This window comes from Bradyrhizobium sp. LjRoot220 (genome assembly GCF_964252915.1).
Classification (GTDB): Bacteria; Pseudomonadota; Alphaproteobacteria; order Rhizobiales; family Xanthobacteraceae; genus Bradyrhizobium.
This window is the reverse complement of sequence record NZ_CAXUPS020000003.1, coordinates 846,000-862,752: the sequence shown is the minus strand read 5'-3', so window position 1 is coordinate 862,752 and position 16,753 is coordinate 846,000. Positions and strand designations below refer to the sequence as shown.

General features: G+C 63.3%; 18 protein-coding genes. 13 read left to right on the top strand and 5 right to left on the bottom strand.

Going from position 1 to position 16,753, the window contains the following annotated elements; translation table 11 throughout:
* Positions 1-69 precede the first annotated feature (69 nt).
* Together ACSQ84_RS18235 and ACSQ84_RS18230 are read right to left on the bottom strand one after the other, a co-directional pair.
* A complete protein-coding gene (locus ACSQ84_RS18235) occupies positions 70-960 on the bottom strand; it encodes a branched-chain amino acid aminotransferase (RefSeq protein WP_436213053.1) in 891 nt (296 codons plus the stop codon).
* Positions 961-1,073: 113 nt separating this feature from the next.
* Complete coding sequence (locus ACSQ84_RS18230; protein ID WP_436213052.1) at positions 1,074-2,150, bottom strand: branched-chain amino acid aminotransferase; 1,077 nt, start codon at positions 2,148-2,150, stop codon at positions 1,074-1,076.
* Positions 2,151-2,491: 341 nt separating this feature from the next.
* Between ACSQ84_RS18230 and ACSQ84_RS18225 the strand changes: the two genes are divergently transcribed.
* Genes ACSQ84_RS18225 through ACSQ84_RS18215 form a run of 3 tightly spaced genes read left to right on the top strand, consistent with a single transcriptional unit; the run spans position 2,492 to position 5,167 of the window.
* On the top strand, positions 2,492-3,043 hold the full coding sequence (locus ACSQ84_RS18225; protein ID WP_436213051.1) for a MarR family winged helix-turn-helix transcriptional regulator: 552 nt from the start codon (positions 2,492-2,494) through the stop codon (positions 3,041-3,043).
* A gap of 53 nt (positions 3,044-3,096) precedes the next feature.
* Entirely contained in the window at positions 3,097-3,780 is a 684-nt protein-coding gene (locus ACSQ84_RS18220; protein WP_436213116.1) for a response regulator, read from the top strand.
* A 1-nt stretch (position 3,781) separates the two neighbouring features.
* Positions 3,782-5,167, top strand: coding sequence for an ATP-binding protein (locus ACSQ84_RS18215; RefSeq protein WP_436213050.1), 1,386 nt, complete (start codon positions 3,782-3,784; stop codon positions 5,165-5,167).
* A 159-nt stretch (positions 5,168-5,326) separates the two neighbouring features.
* Here ACSQ84_RS18215 and ACSQ84_RS18210 read toward each other — a convergent pair whose 3' ends face one another.
* Together ACSQ84_RS18210 and ACSQ84_RS18205 are read right to left on the bottom strand one after the other, a co-directional pair.
* Positions 5,327-5,872, bottom strand: a complete 546-nt coding sequence (locus ACSQ84_RS18210) for a DUF3617 domain-containing protein (protein WP_436213049.1) — start codon at positions 5,870-5,872, stop codon at positions 5,327-5,329.
* A 41-nt stretch (positions 5,873-5,913) separates the two neighbouring features.
* Complete coding sequence (locus tag ACSQ84_RS18205) at positions 5,914-6,204, bottom strand: hypothetical protein (RefSeq protein ID WP_436213048.1); 291 nt, start codon at positions 6,202-6,204, stop codon at positions 5,914-5,916.
* Positions 6,205-6,367: 163 nt separating this feature from the next.
* Between ACSQ84_RS18205 and ACSQ84_RS18200 the strand changes: the two genes are divergently transcribed.
* From ACSQ84_RS18200 to ACSQ84_RS18185, 4 genes are all read left to right on the top strand, one after another.
* A complete protein-coding gene (locus ACSQ84_RS18200) occupies positions 6,368-6,826 on the top strand; it encodes a hypothetical protein (protein ID WP_436213047.1) in 459 nt (152 codons plus the stop codon).
* Between the two features lie 164 nt (positions 6,827-6,990).
* Complete coding sequence (locus tag ACSQ84_RS18195) at positions 6,991-7,674, top strand: ribonuclease T2 family protein (RefSeq protein ID WP_436213046.1); 684 nt, start codon at positions 6,991-6,993, stop codon at positions 7,672-7,674.
* Positions 7,675-8,050: 376 nt separating this feature from the next.
* Positions 8,051-8,911: a 23S rRNA (adenine(2030)-N(6))-methyltransferase RlmJ gene (locus ACSQ84_RS18190; protein WP_436213045.1), complete on the top strand. Its 861-nt coding sequence runs from the start codon at positions 8,051-8,053 to the stop codon at positions 8,909-8,911.
* 302 nt (positions 8,912-9,213) lie between these two features.
* Positions 9,214-9,429, top strand: a complete 216-nt coding sequence (locus ACSQ84_RS18185; RefSeq protein ID WP_436213044.1) for a cold-shock protein — start codon at positions 9,214-9,216, stop codon at positions 9,427-9,429.
* A 252-nt stretch (positions 9,430-9,681) separates the two neighbouring features.
* Here the strand turns inward: ACSQ84_RS18185 and ACSQ84_RS18180 are convergent, their stop codons facing one another.
* Entirely contained in the window at positions 9,682-10,305 is a 624-nt protein-coding gene (locus tag ACSQ84_RS18180) for an outer membrane protein (RefSeq protein WP_436213043.1), read from the bottom strand.
* Between the two features lie 218 nt (positions 10,306-10,523).
* Between ACSQ84_RS18180 and uvrC the strand changes: the two genes are divergently transcribed.
* From uvrC to ACSQ84_RS18150, 6 genes are all read left to right on the top strand, one after another.
* Positions 10,524-12,632 (top strand): excinuclease ABC subunit UvrC, encoded by a 2,109-nt coding sequence (gene uvrC, locus ACSQ84_RS18175; RefSeq protein WP_436213042.1) that lies wholly within the window; start codon positions 10,524-10,526, stop codon positions 12,630-12,632.
* Positions 12,633-12,734: 102 nt separating this feature from the next.
* Entirely contained in the window at positions 12,735-13,349 is a 615-nt protein-coding gene (gene pgsA, locus ACSQ84_RS18170; protein ID WP_436213041.1) for a CDP-diacylglycerol--glycerol-3-phosphate 3-phosphatidyltransferase, read from the top strand.
* Positions 13,346-13,597: a molybdopterin converting factor subunit 1 gene (moaD, locus tag ACSQ84_RS18165; protein WP_436213040.1), complete on the top strand. Its 252-nt coding sequence runs from the start codon at positions 13,346-13,348 to the stop codon at positions 13,595-13,597. Before pgsA ends, moaD begins: the two co-directional genes overlap by 4 nt.
* 108 nt (positions 13,598-13,705) lie before the next feature.
* A complete protein-coding gene (locus ACSQ84_RS18160) occupies positions 13,706-14,173 on the top strand; it encodes a molybdenum cofactor biosynthesis protein MoaE (RefSeq protein ID WP_436213039.1) in 468 nt (155 codons plus the stop codon).
* Positions 14,173-15,153, top strand: a complete 981-nt coding sequence (prmB, locus tag ACSQ84_RS18155; RefSeq protein WP_436213038.1) for a 50S ribosomal protein L3 N(5)-glutamine methyltransferase — start codon at positions 14,173-14,175, stop codon at positions 15,151-15,153. The genes ACSQ84_RS18160 and prmB overlap by 1 nt, the downstream gene beginning before the upstream one ends.
* 177 nt (positions 15,154-15,330) lie before the next feature.
* Positions 15,331-16,677, top strand: a complete 1,347-nt coding sequence (locus ACSQ84_RS18150; RefSeq protein ID WP_436213037.1) for an aspartate aminotransferase family protein — start codon at positions 15,331-15,333, stop codon at positions 16,675-16,677.
* Positions 16,678-16,753: the final 76 nt, after the last annotated feature.

The following is a 16,753-nucleotide window of genomic DNA, read 5'->3' as shown; positions in this document are numbered from 1 at the left end:
CTCGCTCCCACAAGGGGAGAGGGCATCGAGCAAGTGGGACGAGGTAGTTGGAAAGAGCGAGTGCCTGCCCTACGCCGCAACCGCCTTGCCCTTCGGCTGCACTTCGTCCGCAAAATCCGCCATCAGTTGCGCCGAAATTTTGCCAGGCGTGAACTTCCACTCGGCGATGTCAGCCACCGGGGTGATTTCGGCGGCGGTGCCGGTGATGAAGCACTCCGTAAAGCCCGAGAGTTCGTCCGGCATGATGCGGCGTTCGATCACCTCAATGCCGCGTCGCCGCGCGAGATCCATCGCGGTGGCGCGGGTGATGCCGGCGAGGAAGCAGTCGGCTACGGGAGTGTGGATCTTGCCGTCGGCGATGAAGAAGATGTTGGCGCCGGTGCATTCGGCGACCCGCCCCTGCCAGTCCAGCATCACGGCGTCGGCATAGCCGGCGCGCTCGGCTTTGTGCTTGGAGATGGTGCAGATCATGTAGAGGCCGGAGGCCTTCGCCATCGCCGGGATCGTCGCCGGATCGGGGCGTCTATATTCGGCAAGGCACATGCGGATGCCCTTCAGCTTCACGGCCGGATCGAAATAGCTCGGCCAGTCCCAGGCGGCGATCGCCAGATGAATAGTGTTTGACGGTGCCGATACACCCATCATCTCCGAGCCGCGCCAGGCGATCGGGCGGAGATAGGCGTTCGGCAGATTGTTGCTGTCGATCACGAGCTGCTTGGCGGCGTCGATCTCGGCCACCGAATACGGAATCTCGAAATCGAGGATGTTGGCCGAGTTCTTCAACCGCTCGGAGTGCTCGGTGCTCTTGAACACCTTGCCGCCATAGGCGCGCTCGCCCTCGAACACGCAGCTCGCATAATGCAGCCCGTGGGTCAGCAGATGGACGTTGGCGTCGGCCCACGGCACGAGCTTGCCGTCGTACCAGATGACGCCATCGATTTTATCGAAGGAAACTCCCATGGCCTCTCTCCTCGGTTGGCGCAGACGCGCGACTCCACGAGGCGCGCCGCCCCGTGCTCAGATCAATGAAACGCTGCTTGCCTTAGGAGGCGGCGGAAAATTTCCGCCGCCGGTTACAGGACCTTTCGGATCCACGCGTGCGGGTCTTCCGCGCGGCCGTACTGGATGTCGACCAGCTTCTTGCGCATCCCCATGGCGACGGGGCCGGCGACGCCGCCGCTAATGAGAAAATCGCCGCTCGCCGAGCACACCTTGCCGATCGGCGAGATCACGGCCGCGGTGCCGCAGGCAAAGGCTTCCTTCAGCTTGCCGCTGGCGGCGTCGGTGCGCCACTGCTCGATCGTGTAGAGTTCTTCCCGCACGGGTGTGCCGGAATCCTTTGCCAGCGCGATGATCGAATCGCGGGTGATGCCCGGCAGGATGGTGCCGAGCGGCGGCGTCAGCAGCGAGCCGTCGTCGAACACGAAGAACACGTTCATGCCGCCAAGTTCCTCGACGTAGCGGCGCTCGATCGCATCGAGGAAAACCACCTGGTCGCAGCCGTGCTGGATCGCCTCGGCCTGCGCGCGCAGGCTGGCGGCGTAATTGCCGCCGCATTTGACGGCGCCGGTACCGCCGATCGCGGCGCGGGTGTAATTCTCCGATACCCAGATCGACACCGGCGCTGGTCCGCCCTTGAAATAGGAGCCGACCGGCGAGGCGATGACGGAGAAGATGTATTCGGCAGAAGGCTTCACGCCGAGAAAAGTTTCGCTCGCGATCATGAACGGCCGCAGATAGAGACTGCCCTCGCCGCCGGGTATCCAGGCGCTGTCGATGCGCACGAGCTGTTCGACCGCTTCGATGAACACATCCTCGGGGAGCGGCGCCATCGCCATGCGCTCGGCCGAATCCCTGAAGCGCCTCGCATTGGCGTCGGGACGGAACAGGTTCACGCCGTTGTCGCGCTTGTAGGCCTTGAGGCCTTCGAAAATCTCCTGCGCGTAATGGAGCACGGCCGCGGCCGGATCGAGCGGGAAATTGGCGCGGGTTTCGATCCGCGCACCATGCCAGCCCTTGGCCTGATTGTAGCGGACGATCGCCATGTGATCGGTGAAGATCCGGCCAAAGCCAGGGTCCACGAGCTTTGCCGCGCGCTCCTTTTCGGGCGTCGGGCAGGGCGTCGGCTGGATTTCGAATTTCAAACTCATGTCCTTGCTTCCCGCCCTTGTTTGCCGCGGGCCGAACCGGCGCGCTTTTCCGCGGCCGGCCTGTTTCTTAGGGGGCCGCTGGCTTGATTGGTCTGGACCTCAGCTACACCTGCTATGCAGCCGGTTTCCATCGCCACCACGTCCAAGGACATGCTTTTGCGGAATGCCGAAGTCCAGTATGTTTGTCGAAATGCCGCTCGACAATCGCACGGTAGTCCAATTTGCGGCCGTTGCCGCCATCGCTGGCTTATTCTGGCCGCCTGAACGTAGCCAAGGCCGAAACGACTTAAAGTTTCGCCGCGGCTGGCAGTTTTGTAACATTGAACCAAAGATATGTCAATATGACTGACATAAATATCTCAAGGTCTCCCGGTGACCCCGATTCGAGGGGACCTGACGCCGTGTCGGCTGGCCCGCGCGCGGGCGAATTGCGCTGGGATATCATCGAGCTGCTGTTCTTCGCCTACCGCGACTTCGTCGGCGATGCCGACCATGAGCTCGAAGCGTTCGGGTTCGGCCGCGCCCATCACCGGGTGATGCATTTCGTCCACCGCTATCCCGGCCTCAAGGTCGCCGATCTCCTGGACGTGCTGCGCATCACCAAGCAGTCGCTGGGCCGGGTGCTCAAGCAATTGCTCGACGAAGGCTATATCGTGCAGAAGACCGGCAATAACGACCGAAGGCAGCGCCTTCTTTATGCCACGCCCAAGGGCGAGGCCCTGGTGGCGAAGCTCGCAGGCCTGCAGACCGATCGCATCAACCGCGCCGTGCAGGACATCGATGCCGCCGGCCAGGAAGTGGTCCGCCAGTTCCTGCGCGCGATGATCGATCGGGACGATCCGGACAAGGTGCTGGAAACGATCTTCGGCAGCGGCAAAAAACCAAGGGAGTGACCGTGGCGCAAGGAGCAACCATCGCGGCAGCCACCGTGCGGACGCCGCGGCAAATGGCCGACGACGCCCCGCATTTGCTGCTGGTCGACGACGACCGCCGTATCCGCGACTTGCTGTCGCGCTTTCTGTCCGGCGAGGGCTATCGCGTCACGACCGCGGCCAGCGCCACCGACGCCCGCGCCAAGCTGCTCGGCCTGCATTTCGATCTCCTGATCCTCGACGTCATGATGCCCGGCGAAACCGGCTTCGACCTCGCCCGCTTCATCCGCACCTCCTCCTCGGTGCCGATCATCATGCTGACGGCGCGCCATGAGGCCGAAGCCCGCATCGAGGGCCTGCAGATCGGCGCCGACGATTATGTGGCCAAGCCGTTCGAGCCGCGCGAACTGGTGTTGCGGATCGGCAATATTCTCAAGCGCACCGCGCCGCCGCCGGTGGAAGCGCTGGAGCAGATCGCGTTCGGGCCCTACGTCTATCATCTCGAACGCGGCGAACTGCGTCAGAGCGACGAGATCATTCATTTGACGGATCGCGAACGTGAGATGCTGCGCATTCTCGCCGTCAGCCCGGGCGAGACCGTACCGCGCGCGGCGCTGACCGGCGGCGGCACCGTCAATGAGCGCGCCGTCGACGTGCAGATCAACCGGCTGCGCCGCAAGATCGAAAAAGATCCCGCCAATCCCCTGTTCCTGCAGGCGGTACGCGGCATCGGCTATCGCCTGGTGGCGTCGCCCTGAAATGAGCACGCTCGACACCGGCCTCACGATGATCCGCACCGCCGCGGGCCGCGTCTCCGCGGTCAATGGCTGGATGGGCAACGCGTTCAAAAGCTGGATGCCGACCGGCCTCTACGCCCGCGCGCTGCTGATCATGATCGTGCCGATGGTGGTGCTGCAGACCGTGGTCGCGTTCGTGTTCATGGAGCGGCACTGGAACACGGTGACGCGGCGGCTGTCGGCCGCGGTGGTGCAGGACATTGCGAGCCTGATCGACGTCTACAAGGGTTATCCGCAGGACAAGGAACGCGCGCAACTGCGCCGCATCGGGCAACGGCTGCAATTGGTGGTCGATTTTCTTCCCGTCGGCGACATGCCGCCGCCCGGGCCAAAGCCGTTTTTCTCGCTGCTCGACCAGACGCTCTCGGTCCAGATCGGGCGCCAGATCGGCCGGCCGTTCTGGATCGATACCGTCGGCAAATCCAACCTGGTCGAAATCCGCATCCAGCTCGATGACGCTGTCATGCGCATCTTCGCCCAACGCAGCGCGGCCTATGCCTCCAATTCGGAAATTTTTATCTTCTGGATGCTGGGGACGTCCTCGATCCTGTTGATCGTGGCCGTGTTGTTCCTGCGCAACCAGATCAGGCCGATCCTGCGGCTGGCCGACGCCGCCGAAAGTTTCGGCAAGGGCCGCGAGGCACCGAACTTCCGCCCCCGCGGCGCCCGCGAAGTGCGGCGCGCGGCGCAGGCGTTTCTCGAGATGAAAGCGCGCATCGAGCGCACGATCGAGCAGCGCACCGCGATGCTCGCCGGCGTCAGCCACGATCTGCGCACCATCCTGACCCGCTTCAAGCTCGAACTCGCGCTGATCGGCGACAGCCCCGAAGTCGACGGCATGCGCAAGGATGTCGACGAGATGTCGGGGATGCTCGAGGCCTATCTCGCTTTTGCCCGCGGCGACAGCGGCGAGGTCGCGCAGCCGACCGACATGAGCTTGGCGCTGGAGGAATTGCGCAGCGACGCCGAGCGCAACGGCCATACCGCGACGGTGGCGTTCCGCGGCCTGCCGGTGGTGACCGTGAAACCAGCCTCGTTCAAGCGCTGCCTTGGCAACCTCGTCTCCAACGCCGCGCGGCACGCCAACGCGATTTCGATCACCGGCCATCGCGACCACCGCTACCTGACGGTGACCATCGACGACGACGGACCGGGCATTCCGGCCAACATGCGCGAGGAAGTGTTCAAGCCGTTCCTGCGGCTCGACGACGCCCGCAACCAGGACGAGGGCGGCACCGGCCTCGGCCTTGCGATCGCCCGCGACATCGCCCGCTCGCATGGCGGCGACATCACGCTCGGCGACAGTCCGATGGGTGGATTAAGGGCGGCGGTCAGGGTGCCGGTGTAGGAACGACAGAAGCAGTGTTGTCGTGTCCCTGCGAACGCAGGGACCCATAACCATAGGGCTTGGTTGTCGAACAAAAGCCGTCGAACAGGACCTCTTAAAATGTACGGCACGGCGTATGGGTCCCTGCGTTCGCAAGGACGACGATTCACCGAGACTTCGTCACTTCCCCGACTGCTTCGGCATCAGGCCCTTCAGCTTTTCGATGTCCTTGATGTTCATCTTGAAGCCACCCGGCATCATGATGTCGCCGGGCTTTTGATCCGGCTTGCAGGCGCCGAGCCACTTTGCCTCGATCGTGGCCGTGGAATCGCGCGGCACGCCGGCCGGACCGCCCGTGCTGTTCGAGGTCGACTTCACGGTGTAGGCGGAGTTGAAGTCGCCTGATATTTCCGCATGCGATTTGATCGACATGCCGCCGATGCCGCAGACGGAATCAGTGACATAGCCGGTCGCGGTCTTCTGGATGTCCTGTTTCGAACAGACGTCCTTGGCCATCGGCGAGAACGAGGTGCTCATATCCTTGTCGGTGGTCGCATCGGTGCATTGCTGCATCGTCATCTCGGGCGCGGGCGTGCCGGGATTCAGCACCTTCATTTCCCACAGGCCGGCCTTGCGCACCGGCAGTTCGACGGCACCCGCATGGCTTGCAGGCCACGACGCGAGCAGGCCAAGCGCCAGACAAAATGAATGAAGCTGTCGCGCCATGCTCGCGCTCCCCTTATTTCGTTCGGTCGTGGTGGTCCGGCTCAGTAGAGCGTGCGCAGCGGCCGGGCGTTGGCCCCATAGGGCACCCAGCGGCAGGCGAAGGAGACATATCCGCCGTCGTAAGCCTGCACCGCGAGGAATTTCACCACCTTGCCGTAGCCGGCGCAGTGATCGACCGCGAGCTGGCGGGCATCCGCCTGTCTCGCCAGCGAATAGGCAATAATGCCGCCGGTATCATTGCCCTTGAACGGCGGCACCCAGCCGGCCTGCGCCGGCGCAGCCACCAGCAACCCGCACATCGCAACCAGGCACGCGGCCCCAATTCTTTGCATCGCAGACTCCATTCGCTGGCAACACCATAGAGTGCGCCGGCGGCCGTGAAAAGAATGGTTGCGGCCGAACCCCGACTTGTCTGCAAGGTGTTGCCGCGCTGCACTTGACCTTGTCCGGGCTTCGCGGCACGGTCCCGCAGGTTGGATGACCGGCGGAATTCCCATGCGCACCCTCTTCACTTCGTTGAAAGCACTCGGCCTGGCTGCGGCCCTCGCCATCCTGGCGTTCGGCCAACCGGCGCAGGCGGCCAATCCGCTGGAGCTGAATTTCGGGCTGTTCGGTCCCGACTATGACGGCCGCGTTGCGGTGTGCGAAAAGGCGCTGCCGACCATCATTTCGCAGTTTCGCGAGAAGGAAAGCACCTTCTGGAATTCGGCCCTCACCATCACCGCCTATGGCCGGATCCACGAAATCGCGTTCCGGCCCTGGCAATCCGACAACATTCCGCGCCGCTTTTGCAGCGGCGACGTGATGCTGAGCGACGGCAAGGTGCGCCACGTGCACTATTCGATCCTCGAGGATGGCGGCTTTGCCGGCTTTGGCCAGGGGGTCGAGTGGTGCGTCACCGGGCTTGACCGCAACTGGGCCTATAACCCCGGCTGCAAGGCCGCGCGGCCTTAAATCACGGCGATAAGGGACTGCGTGATTCGCGCCTGAAATCCCCGGCCGAGGCCGCCGGCCCGCGGGTTTGGGGCGCTTGCCAATTTTGTTCTTGAAATGTTCCGGCTCCCTGCTAGGCTCGCGCCATCGAGTAAACGAAGTTTTGCCGAGTAAGGGGGCGTTTGATGTTTCGATCGGTCATTGTTTCACGGCTGCTCATTTCGCTGGCACTTGTTTTGATCACCGCGGGCTACGCCGCCGCGCAGGACCGCCGCCAGAACGCCCCCGGCGAGTTCGATTTCTACGTGCTGGCGCTGTCGTGGTCGCCGTCCTTCTGCGAGGCGGCCACCGAACGCGGCAACAACGGACGTTCGGCGCAGATCCAGTGCGGGCGGCCGTTCTCCTTCGTGGTCCATGGCCTGTGGCCGCAATATGAGCGCGGCTTTCCCGAATATTGCCAGCGGCCCTCGCCCCGGCTCGACCGCAACGTCATGTCGTCGATGCTGGATCTGATGCCGGCGCCCGGGCTGATCTTCAACGAATGGGACAAGCACGGCACTTGTTCCGGCCTTGGCGCGCGGGCCTATTTCGAGAACATCCGCAAGGCGCGCGCGGCGGTGAAGATCCCCGAGGAATTCCTGCAATTATCGGAATCGAAGACGATCGCCCCGGAGGCGCTCGAGGAAGCCTTCATCAAGTCCAATCCCGGCCTGAGCAGTTCGGCGATATCAGTGATCTGCACCAGCCGGCGCCTCAGCGAAGTCAGGGTCTGCATGAGCAAGGACCTGCAATTCCGCGCCTGCGAGGAAATCGACCGCCGCGCCTGCCGTCGCGACGAAGTGGTGATGCCGCCGGTGCGGGGCAGCTGAAGATCCGCTTCCGTCATGCATGCCCAAGCATGGCAATCCGGCATAGCAATTCTCTTGCGCAGACTGTCCAGAGTTGTCTGCGTTCCCGGTCATCCACGGCTTTATTGTCGTCTGCAGGGTACGTGGATGGCCGGGACCCCCTCTATGCCAAAGCTGCGTCAGGCACGCGCCGTCGCCCTTGGCAAAATAGATCGTGGAGCTCACCCGTTACCCTGATGACATCCTCACCGGTGCCGCCGGTCACCGGCCGAAGCCGCCGACCCGGATGACATCGTTGCCGTCGCTGCGAGCAACGAGGGAATGATCTTTGTTCCGCCCACGCGCGCGACCGACGATATGGGTTACTTTCCTCGCCCCGATGTCGTAACTCCTCTTAATGAACTACCGACACGCCTTTCATGCCGGCGGCTTTGCCGACGTCATCAAGCACATCGTGCTGGTGCGGATGCTGACCTATCTGCAGGAAAAGCCTGCGGCCTTTCGCGTCATCGACACCCATGCCGGCGCCGGCCGTTACGATCTCAGCGGCGATGAGGCTCGCCGCAGCGGCGAATGGCTGACCGGCATCGCACGGGTGATGCAGGCGCGGTTCTCGGAAAATGCGCTGCCGCTGGTGGCGCCCTATCTCGACATCGTCAGGGCTTTCAACCCGCAAGCCGAGCTGAAAGCCTATCCCGGATCGCCCTTGATCGCACGCGCGCTGCTGCGGCCGCAGGACCGTCTCACGGCTTGCGAGATCGAGCCGAAAGCCCACAAGCAATTGATCGATGCGCTGCGGCGCGACACCCAGGCGCGGGTGGTCGACCTCGACGGCTGGACCGCGTTGCCGGCCTTCGTGCCGCCGAACGAGCGGCGCGGCCTGGTGCTGATCGACCCGTCGTTCGAAGAAAAGAACGAGTTCGAGAAGCTGGCCGACGGCTTTGCCGAGGCCTACGCGAAATGGCCGACCGGCAGCTATCTGTTGTGGTACCCGGTGAAAAGCCGGCGCATCACCGACGGCCTGGCGCGACATGTCGCCGCCGTGGCTGAAACCAGCAAACCGGCCGGGAAATGTCTGCGGCTGGAATTCAGCGTCGCGCCGCAGCAGGCCGGCGGCCCCCTCACCTCCACCGGGCTTCTGATCGTCAACCCGCCGTGGACGCTGGCGGGCGAGTTGAAGACCGTTTTACCCGAATTGGAAAAACCGCTCGGCCAGGGCGGCGCCGGCCGTTTCAGACTCGAGACTCCCAAGCCTTGAACGGGAAGCCTTGAGCGGAAGCCTTTGGGGGTAAGCCTTGAAGGCAGTGCATGGGGGCGAAAAGTGCGATTGAGCCATGGCCAATTTGCGCGAAACCGTATTATGCTCAGGCCGTTGAGACTGGCTTTACGTTCCGCTTCCGCGAATGGTTGCGGCGGAGTGATCAAGGCCTAAAAAAATCCAGGCTGATCGGTGGCGTGACCCGGTCGGTTCAGGTGGCCAAGCTTCCGGCAGCGAAAGTCCGGTCGGCTGCTACGCGACATGCGCGTAGCGGCGGAGCAATACGGGGGAGGAGTTTCCCGATGGCCACGACTGGTACAGTCAAGTTCTTCAATGGAGAACGCGGCTACGGCTTCATCAAGCCCGATGACGGCGGCCGCGATGTATTCGTGCACATCACCGCCGTCGAGCGGGCCGGATTGAAGGATCTGACAGAAGGACAGCGCATTACATTCGAGGTCGAGCCGGACAAGAAGGGCAAAGGCCCCAAGGCGGTCAACCTGGTGATTTCACCGTGAGCTGACGCTCGATCGTGGGCTGACGTCGCGGTGAAAGCGGACTGAATTTTTGCCTGCAAGGAATCCAGCCGAGCGCAAAGCCCGTGCCCTCGGATCGTGTCGCTGTGCGATTTAGCCGTTCAGGCCACGCCCATAGGCCTTGGCTGCATGCCACTTACGAAACAAATTGCGTAACAAAAAAATCCCGGCGACTTGCGGCCGCCGGGAGGCTGTATCTGACGTTTTCTTTCGTTTTCTTTCGTTTTCTTGTTCTCAGAAGCGATAGTTCACGCCGGCGCGTACCAGTCCGAAGCTATAGCCGTTCGATGCTCCGGTGATGACGAAATTGGTGTTGGACAGATCGACATAGAGATATTCGACCTTGGCGCTCCAGTTCGGCGCAAAGCCCATTTCGGCGCCGACGCCTGCGGTCCAGCCCGCCGTGGTGTGAGATTCCGACAGGCCGAACGTGGTGGCGCGCAGCTCGCCGAAGGCGAGGCCGCCGGTGCCGTAGAACATCACGTTGTTGAGTGCGTAGCCGACCCGGCCACGCACCGTGCCGAACCACGGGTTGGAGAATTTCCACGGTGCGAAGGTGTCAGCTGCGCCGGTCGCGTTGATATCGCCTTCCAGGCCGAACACCCATGGCCCGTTTTGCCAGTTGTAGCCGGCCTGGACGCCGCCCGAGAAGCCCGACGGCTTGGTCGGGTTGTTGTCGACCGAGCCCCAGGCATAGCCGAGATTGCCGCCGAGATAAGGACCGGCCCAGCTATAGGCGTTGAGCGGCTGATTGACGGTATAGGGCGCGCGCGATCCGTAATTCACATCGGCTGCCTGCGCCGACATCGTCCAGGCTGCAGCAACCAGCACCAGCGCTCGCAAAACCAAGCTGCCCATCACACCACTCCACCACGCGACAGCCGTGACCCTCCGGCCGAGGCCGGTTTGGTTACGGAATTCCAGTTTTTTCCCGTAAGATTTATCGAGAGTTTTAAGTTAAAGGGTCATTAAGCCCGGTTACCGGCCGATCATCACTCTTAAGAATGTGTTACAGGCGCGGCCTCGATCGCCGTCGCACGCTGGCGATGCTGCCTTCCAGCGCTTAATTTGGGCCCATGGATCACGATTCTAGCAACCATCCCGATTCCGGGGACCTTCCAAAGGCCCCGGGCAAGCCGCGGCCGGGTTCCCAGCCGGATTTGCCTGCAAAGGACCTTGCACAGGATCTTGCACAGGAACCTGGCTCCGCCGACGTCGATCCGGCGACGTCTGCGGCCGAGGAAGAGGACGAGGCCCGCCTGCCGGAAGCCGCGGAGGACACCACCGAGGCCATAGCCGAAGGCCCGCTCGCGGTCGGCCATGCCGCGATCGAAAACGCCGTGCGGCTGGCGCCGACCTCGCCCGGCGTCTATCGCATGCTCAACACCGGCAACGATGTACTGTACGTCGGCAAGGCGAAGAACGTCCGCAAGCGGCTTGCCTCCTACGCCCGCGTCAACGCGCCGCTGCCGGCGCGGATCCTGCGCATGATCGCGGCAACCGTGACAGTCGAGATCATCTCGACCACGACGGAGACCGAGGCGCTGCTGCTCGAGGCCAATCTGATCAAGCAGCTGCGGCCGCGCTTCAACGTGCAACTGCGCGACGACAAGTCGTTTCCCTATATCCTGATCACCGGCGACCACTGGGCGCCGCAGATTCTCAAGCACCGCGGCGCGCAGTCGCGGCCGGGGCGGTATTTTGGCCCCTTCGCGAACGCGGGCGCGGTCAACCGCACCATTACGGCGCTACAGCGTGCGTTCCTGATCCGCTCCTGCACCGACGGCTTCTTTGAAAGCCGCACCCGGCCCTGCCTGCTCTATCAAATCCGCCGTTGCTCGGGCCCCTGCACCCGCGAGATCGATTTCCCCGGCTATACCGAGCTGGTGCGCGAGGCCAACGACTTCCTGTCCGGCCGCAGCCATCTGGTCAAACAGGAACTGGCCGGCGAAATGGAGAAGGCGTCCGCCGAACTCGAATTCGAGACCGCCGCCCTCTACCGCGACCGCCTCGCCGCACTGTCGGCGATCCAGTCGCAGCAGGGCATCAATCCGCGCACGGTCGAAGAGGCCGACGTGTTCGCCATCCACCAGGAGGGCGGTTACTCCTGCGTCGAGGTGTTCTTCTTCCGCACCGGCCAGAACTGGGGCAACCGCGCCTATTTCCCGCGCGCGGAGAAATCCTACACGCCGGAGGAAGTGCTGGCCTCGTTCCTCGCGCAATTCTACGACGACAAGCCGCCGCCGAAACTGATCCTGCTGTCGCACGAGATCGAGGAAAGCGCGTTGCTGGCGGATGCCCTCGCCGTCAAGGCCGGCTATAAGGTCGAAGTCTCGACGCCGAAGCGCGGCGAGAAGAAAGAGCTGGTCGCGCACGCGCTGACCAATGCCCGCGAAGCGCTCGGCCGCAAGCTCAGCGATACCGCGACCCAAAGCCGCCTGCTGGAGGGCATGGTCACCACGCTGGGACTGCCGCATGCACCCAAGCGCATCGAGGTCTACGACAACAGCCACATCCAAGGCACCAACGCGGTCGGCGCGATGATCGTGGCGGGACCGGATGGCTTCATCAAGAACCAGTATCGCAAGTTCAACATCAAGTCGGAGGGGCTGACGCCCGGCGACGATTACGCGATGATGCGCGAGGTGCTGGAGCGGCGCTTCAAGCGGTTGTTGAAACCGCCGGAGGGCGATGCGGCGCCGATCAAGGCCGACGATGACTCGTTTCCGCAATGGCCGGATCTGGTGATCATCGACGGCGGCCGCGGCCAGCTCAACGCCGTCAGGGAGATCTTCCAGACCCTGGGGCTGACGCAGGTCGCCCTGCTGGCGGTGGCCAAGGGGCCGGACCGCGACGCCGGCCGCGAAACGCTGTTCATGCCGGACCGCGAGGCGATCAAGCTCGAACCGCGCGATCCCGTGCTGTATTTCATCCAGCGGCTGCGCGACGAGGCGCATCGTTTTGTGATCGGATCGCACCGCAAACTGCGCAAAAAGGACATCCGCGAAGCGGGTCTGCAGGAGATCCCGGGCATCGGCCCGTCACGCAAACGTGCCTTGCTGCATCACTTTGGAACGCTGAAGGAAATCGAGCGGGCCTCGATCGCCGACCTTGGCAAGGTTCCAGGGGTCAGCGCCGAAAGCGCCCGCAAGATTTTCGAGTTTTTCCACGCGCAACCGGGGTAAAGGGGGCCGATTCACATGGGCGTTTCATTTGGCCGTCGCCTGCGACAGATCATCTGGGCCTGCACGGTTGACCTTCACGCCTGAGCGGTATTGGTAAGACGGATGAACATCGCAACCACCAAGGGCCAGTCCAAGAGCCTGTCCCTGCCGAATATCCTGACCTATGCCCGTATCGCCGCCATCCCGGTGGTGGTCGGCTGCGTCTATGCCCAATCCATCATGGACGGCCCGCTCTGGCTGCGCTGGGTCGCATTGGCGCTCTTTATCGCCGCCGCCGTGACCGACGTTCTCGATGGCTATTATGCGCGGATGTGGGATCAGCAGTCCGCCTTCGGCCGCATGCTGGACCCGATCGCCGATAAATTGCTGGTGGCGTCCTGCCTGTTGATGCTGGCCGCCGACAACAGCATCCATGGCTGGACCCTGTGGGCCGCCATCGTGATCCTGTGCCGCGAAATCCTGGTCTCGGGCTTGCGGGAATATCTTGCGGCGCTCCGCGTCAGCGTGCCCGTAACCAGGCTCGCGAAATGGAAGACCACCGTTCAACTGGTCGCGATCGGCTTTCTGATCGCCGGCGAGGCGGGCGAGCAGATTTTTGCTCCCACCACCATGATCGGGATATTCCTGCTGTGGACGTCGGCGATTTTCACGATCTACACCGGTTATGATTATTTCCGCGCCGGCATCCACCACCTCATCAAGGAGGATGAGGGATGAAGGTCAAATACTTCGCCTGGGTGCGCGAACGGATCGGCATCGCGGAGGAAACGGTCGAACCGCCGGCCGGCGTGCGCACGGTGGACGATTTGATCGGGTGGCTCTCCACGCGCGGCGAGACCTATGCCTACGCGTTCGAGAAGCCGAAGGTGATCCGGGCAGCGATCGATCATACCCACGTCAAGCCGGATGCGATGATATCAGGCGCCCGTGAGATCGCGTTCTTTCCGCCGATGACCGGCGGTTAGCATAGCGATTTCGAGCGAAACGGTTACCGGTTCGCAAGGCAATCAAGTTTTCGCAGATTGCGTAGACTTATCTGCGTTAAGAAAAACGCGTCAAAAGAAGAAAGCCCAATGACCGCCGCCGCGACCATCCGCATCCAGCAAGCCGATTTCGACATCGCGCAGGAGATTGCGGCGCTGACCAAGGGCCGCAACGATGTCGGCGCGGTCGTGACCTTCAGCGGCATCTGCCGCGGCAGCGAGAACGGCGAACCGATCGCCGCCCTGACGCTCGAACATTATCCCGGCATGGCGGAGGCCGAAATCAAACGGCACACCGATGAAGCAATGTCGCGCTGGCCGCTGACCGGCCTCACCGTGGTGCATCGCGTCGGGCGCATCACGCCGGGCGAGAACATCGTGCTGGTGCTGGCGGCGTCGCAGCACCGCCAGGCCGCGTTTCAGGCGGCGGAGTTCCTGATGGATTATCTGAAGGCCAATGCGCCGTTCTGGAAGCGTGAGGAAAGCGCGAAGGGAACCAGCTGGATCGCCGCGCGCGAACACGACGACGATGCCGCGGCACGCTGGACCAAATCCTGATGGCCAAACCCAGCAAGGCTACCGTCAAGCGCGGCCGCGTTCTGCCGAAACAAACCAAGCCGAAATTTCCAAAGGTCGGCGCCGGCGAATTGCTGACGCTGCTGGATTTTGTCCGCTATGCCGTCAGCCGCTTCATCGAAGCCAAACTGGTATTCGCGCACGGCACCACCGATCCGGTCGCCGAGGCCGCCTTCCTGGTCTGCGAATCCTTGCATCTTCACCCCGACCAGTTCGAGGCGTTTGCGACCGCGCGGGTCACGGTGGCCGAAGGCAAGGCGATCCTCAGCCTGATCGAGCGCCGCGTCACCACGCGGACGCCGACCGCCTATCTCGTCAACAAGATCTACATGCGCGGCCTGCCGTTCTATGTCGACGAGCGCACCATCGTGCCGCGCTCCTTCATCGGCGAATTGCTCGATTCGCATTTCGGCGGTGACGAGGACGTGACCGGCGGTTCGCTGATCTCGGATCCGGAAGCGGTGGAAAATGTGCTCGACCTCTGCACCGGCTCGGGCTGCCTTGCGATCCTGGCGAGCCGGAGTTTTCCCAACGCCGAAATCGACGCGGTGGATATTTCAAAAGGCGCGCTCGAAGTCGCCGCGCGCAACGTTGCCGACTACGGGCTGCAGCATCGCCTCACGCTGCACCGCGGCGACCTGTTCAAGCCGCTGGGCGACAAACGCTACGATCTCATCATTTCAAATCCGCCCTATGTCGACTCCGAAGGCATGGCCTCGCTGCCGCGCGAATGCCGCGCCGAGCCGAAGCTCGCATTCGATGGTGGCGCTGACGGGATCGACATCGTCCGGCGGATCCTCGACGAGGCCAAACAGCATCTGACACCGGATGGCGGGCTGCTCTGCGAGATCGGCCGTTGCCGGCCCGCGCTTGAAGCGGCCTATCCGCAATTGCCGCTGATGTGGCTCGACACCGAGGATTCCGAAGCCGAAGTCTTCTACATTACGGCCGACGATCTCTAGCGTTACTACGCAATCTGCGTAAACTTGATTGCTATGCGAACCGGTCTCCACTTCGCTTGAAAACGCTCTGAACCGCTCGATTGCGCGGAAATATCACGCCTATTGGCGTTCCCGGCGCAGCGCAAAACTGATAGTTTGGCAGGCAATCCCGCGCCCTCAAAACCAACGAGGCCTGCCATGCTGGACAAGAGCCCCAACTCTCCCAAGGTCAACGTTCCGAACGACCTCGCCGCGCACTGGATGCCGTTCACCGCGAACCGCGCCTTCAAGAAGAACCCGCGGCTGCTCGCCGGCGCCAAGGACATGCATTACTTCACGGTCGACGGCCGCAAGGTCATCGATGCCGCCGCCGGCATGTGGTGCTGCAATGCCGGCCACGGCCGCAGCCAGATTGCCGAGGCGATCAGCAAGCAGGCGGCCGATCTCGACTACGCGCCGCCGTTCCAGTTCGGCATCCCGCAGGCCTTTGAGCTGGCGAGCCGCCTCGCCGATCTGGCGCCCGCCGGCCTCGACCATGTGTTCTTCTGCAACTCTGGCTCGGAAGCGGCCGATACCGCGCTCAAGATCGCGCTGGCCTATCACCAGATCAGCGGTCAGGGCGGCCGTGTCAGGCTGATCGGCCGCGAGCGCGGCTATCACGGCGTCGGCTTCGGCGGCACCTCCGTCGGCGGCATTGTCGGCAACCGCAAGATCTACGGCTCGCTGCTATCGGGCGTCGATCATATTTCCCATACCTACGACCGCGAGAAGCAGGCCTTCAGCAAGGGCGAGCCGGAATATGGCGCGCATTTCGCCGACGATGTGGAGCGGCTGGTCAATCTGCACGGCGCCAATACGATTGCCGCCGTGATCGTCGAGCCGATGGCCGGATCGACCGGCGTGCTGCCGGCGCCGAAGGGCTATCTCAAGCGGCTGCGCGAGATCACCCAGAAGCACGGCATCCTGCTGATCTTCGACGAAGTCATCACCGGCTTTGGCCGGCTCGGCTTTGCCTTTGCCGCCGAGCGCTATGGCGTGGTCCCGGACATGCTGGCCTTCGCCAAGGGCGTCACCAATGGCGCCGCGCCGATGGGCGGCGTGCTGGTGCGCGACACCATCCACGACGCCTTCATGAGCGGGCCGGAACACGCTGTGGAACTGACCCACGGTTATACCTATTCGGCGCATCCGCTGGCCTGCGCGGCGGCCCTTGCCACGCTCGACATCCACCGCGACGAAAAACTGTTCGAGCGCGCGCGGGGGCTCGAGCCGAAATTCGCCGATGCTGTGATGTCGCTGCGGAAGGAACCTGGCGTCGTCGATATCCGCACCGTCGGCCTCACCGCCGGCATTGATCTGGCGCCGCGTCCGGACCTGCCCGGCAAGCGTGGCTTTGACGGGCTGAACAGCGCCTTCCACGACAACGACCTGATGCTGCGGGTGGCCGGCGATACGCTGGCGCTGACCCCGCCCTTGATCGTCAGCGAGGACCAGATCGGCGAAATCATCGACAAGGTCGCCAAGGTGATCCGCGCGACTGCGTAAGACGCTTCCAGGAACATTGGAAACCAAGGCGCGTTCACTCCCGGCAGAGGCAATCATGTCTCTGCCGGTGGAGGAC

What these genes read in the sequence shown, in the direction of transcription:
- ACSQ84_RS18235 (WP_436213053.1), bottom strand. Translation starts at nt 960, where the DNA reads ATGGGAGTTTCCTTCGATAAAATCGATGGCGTCATCTGGTACGACGGC.
- ACSQ84_RS18230 (WP_436213052.1), bottom strand. Translation starts at nt 2,150, where the DNA reads ATGAGTTTGAAATTCGAAATCCAGCCGACGCCCTGCCCGACGCCCGAA.
- ACSQ84_RS18225 (WP_436213051.1), top strand. Translation starts at nt 2,492, where the DNA reads ATGACTGACATAAATATCTCAAGGTCTCCCGGTGACCCCGATTCGAGG.
- ACSQ84_RS18220 (WP_436213116.1), top strand. Translation starts at nt 3,097, where the DNA reads ATGGCCGACGACGCCCCGCATTTGCTGCTGGTCGACGACGACCGCCGT.
- ACSQ84_RS18215 (WP_436213050.1), top strand. Translation starts at nt 3,782, where the DNA reads ATGAGCACGCTCGACACCGGCCTCACGATGATCCGCACCGCCGCGGGC.
- ACSQ84_RS18210 (WP_436213049.1), bottom strand. Translation starts at nt 5,872, where the DNA reads ATGGCGCGACAGCTTCATTCATTTTGTCTGGCGCTTGGCCTGCTCGCG.
- ACSQ84_RS18205 (WP_436213048.1), bottom strand. Translation starts at nt 6,204, where the DNA reads ATGCAAAGAATTGGGGCCGCGTGCCTGGTTGCGATGTGCGGGTTGCTG.
- ACSQ84_RS18200 (WP_436213047.1), top strand. Translation starts at nt 6,368, where the DNA reads ATGCGCACCCTCTTCACTTCGTTGAAAGCACTCGGCCTGGCTGCGGCC.
- ACSQ84_RS18195 (WP_436213046.1), top strand. Translation starts at nt 6,991, where the DNA reads ATGTTTCGATCGGTCATTGTTTCACGGCTGCTCATTTCGCTGGCACTT.
- ACSQ84_RS18190 (WP_436213045.1), top strand. Translation starts at nt 8,051, where the DNA reads ATGAACTACCGACACGCCTTTCATGCCGGCGGCTTTGCCGACGTCATC.
- ACSQ84_RS18185 (WP_436213044.1), top strand. Translation starts at nt 9,214, where the DNA reads ATGGCCACGACTGGTACAGTCAAGTTCTTCAATGGAGAACGCGGCTAC.
- ACSQ84_RS18180 (WP_436213043.1), bottom strand. Translation starts at nt 10,305, where the DNA reads ATGGGCAGCTTGGTTTTGCGAGCGCTGGTGCTGGTTGCTGCAGCCTGG.
- uvrC (WP_436213042.1), top strand. Translation starts at nt 10,524, where the DNA reads ATGGATCACGATTCTAGCAACCATCCCGATTCCGGGGACCTTCCAAAG.
- pgsA (WP_436213041.1), top strand. Translation starts at nt 12,735, where the DNA reads ATGAACATCGCAACCACCAAGGGCCAGTCCAAGAGCCTGTCCCTGCCG.
- moaD (WP_436213040.1), top strand. Translation starts at nt 13,346, where the DNA reads ATGAAGGTCAAATACTTCGCCTGGGTGCGCGAACGGATCGGCATCGCG.
- ACSQ84_RS18160 (WP_436213039.1), top strand. Translation starts at nt 13,706, where the DNA reads ATGACCGCCGCCGCGACCATCCGCATCCAGCAAGCCGATTTCGACATC.
- prmB (WP_436213038.1), top strand. Translation starts at nt 14,173, where the DNA reads ATGGCCAAACCCAGCAAGGCTACCGTCAAGCGCGGCCGCGTTCTGCCG.
- ACSQ84_RS18150 (WP_436213037.1), top strand. Translation starts at nt 15,331, where the DNA reads ATGCTGGACAAGAGCCCCAACTCTCCCAAGGTCAACGTTCCGAACGAC.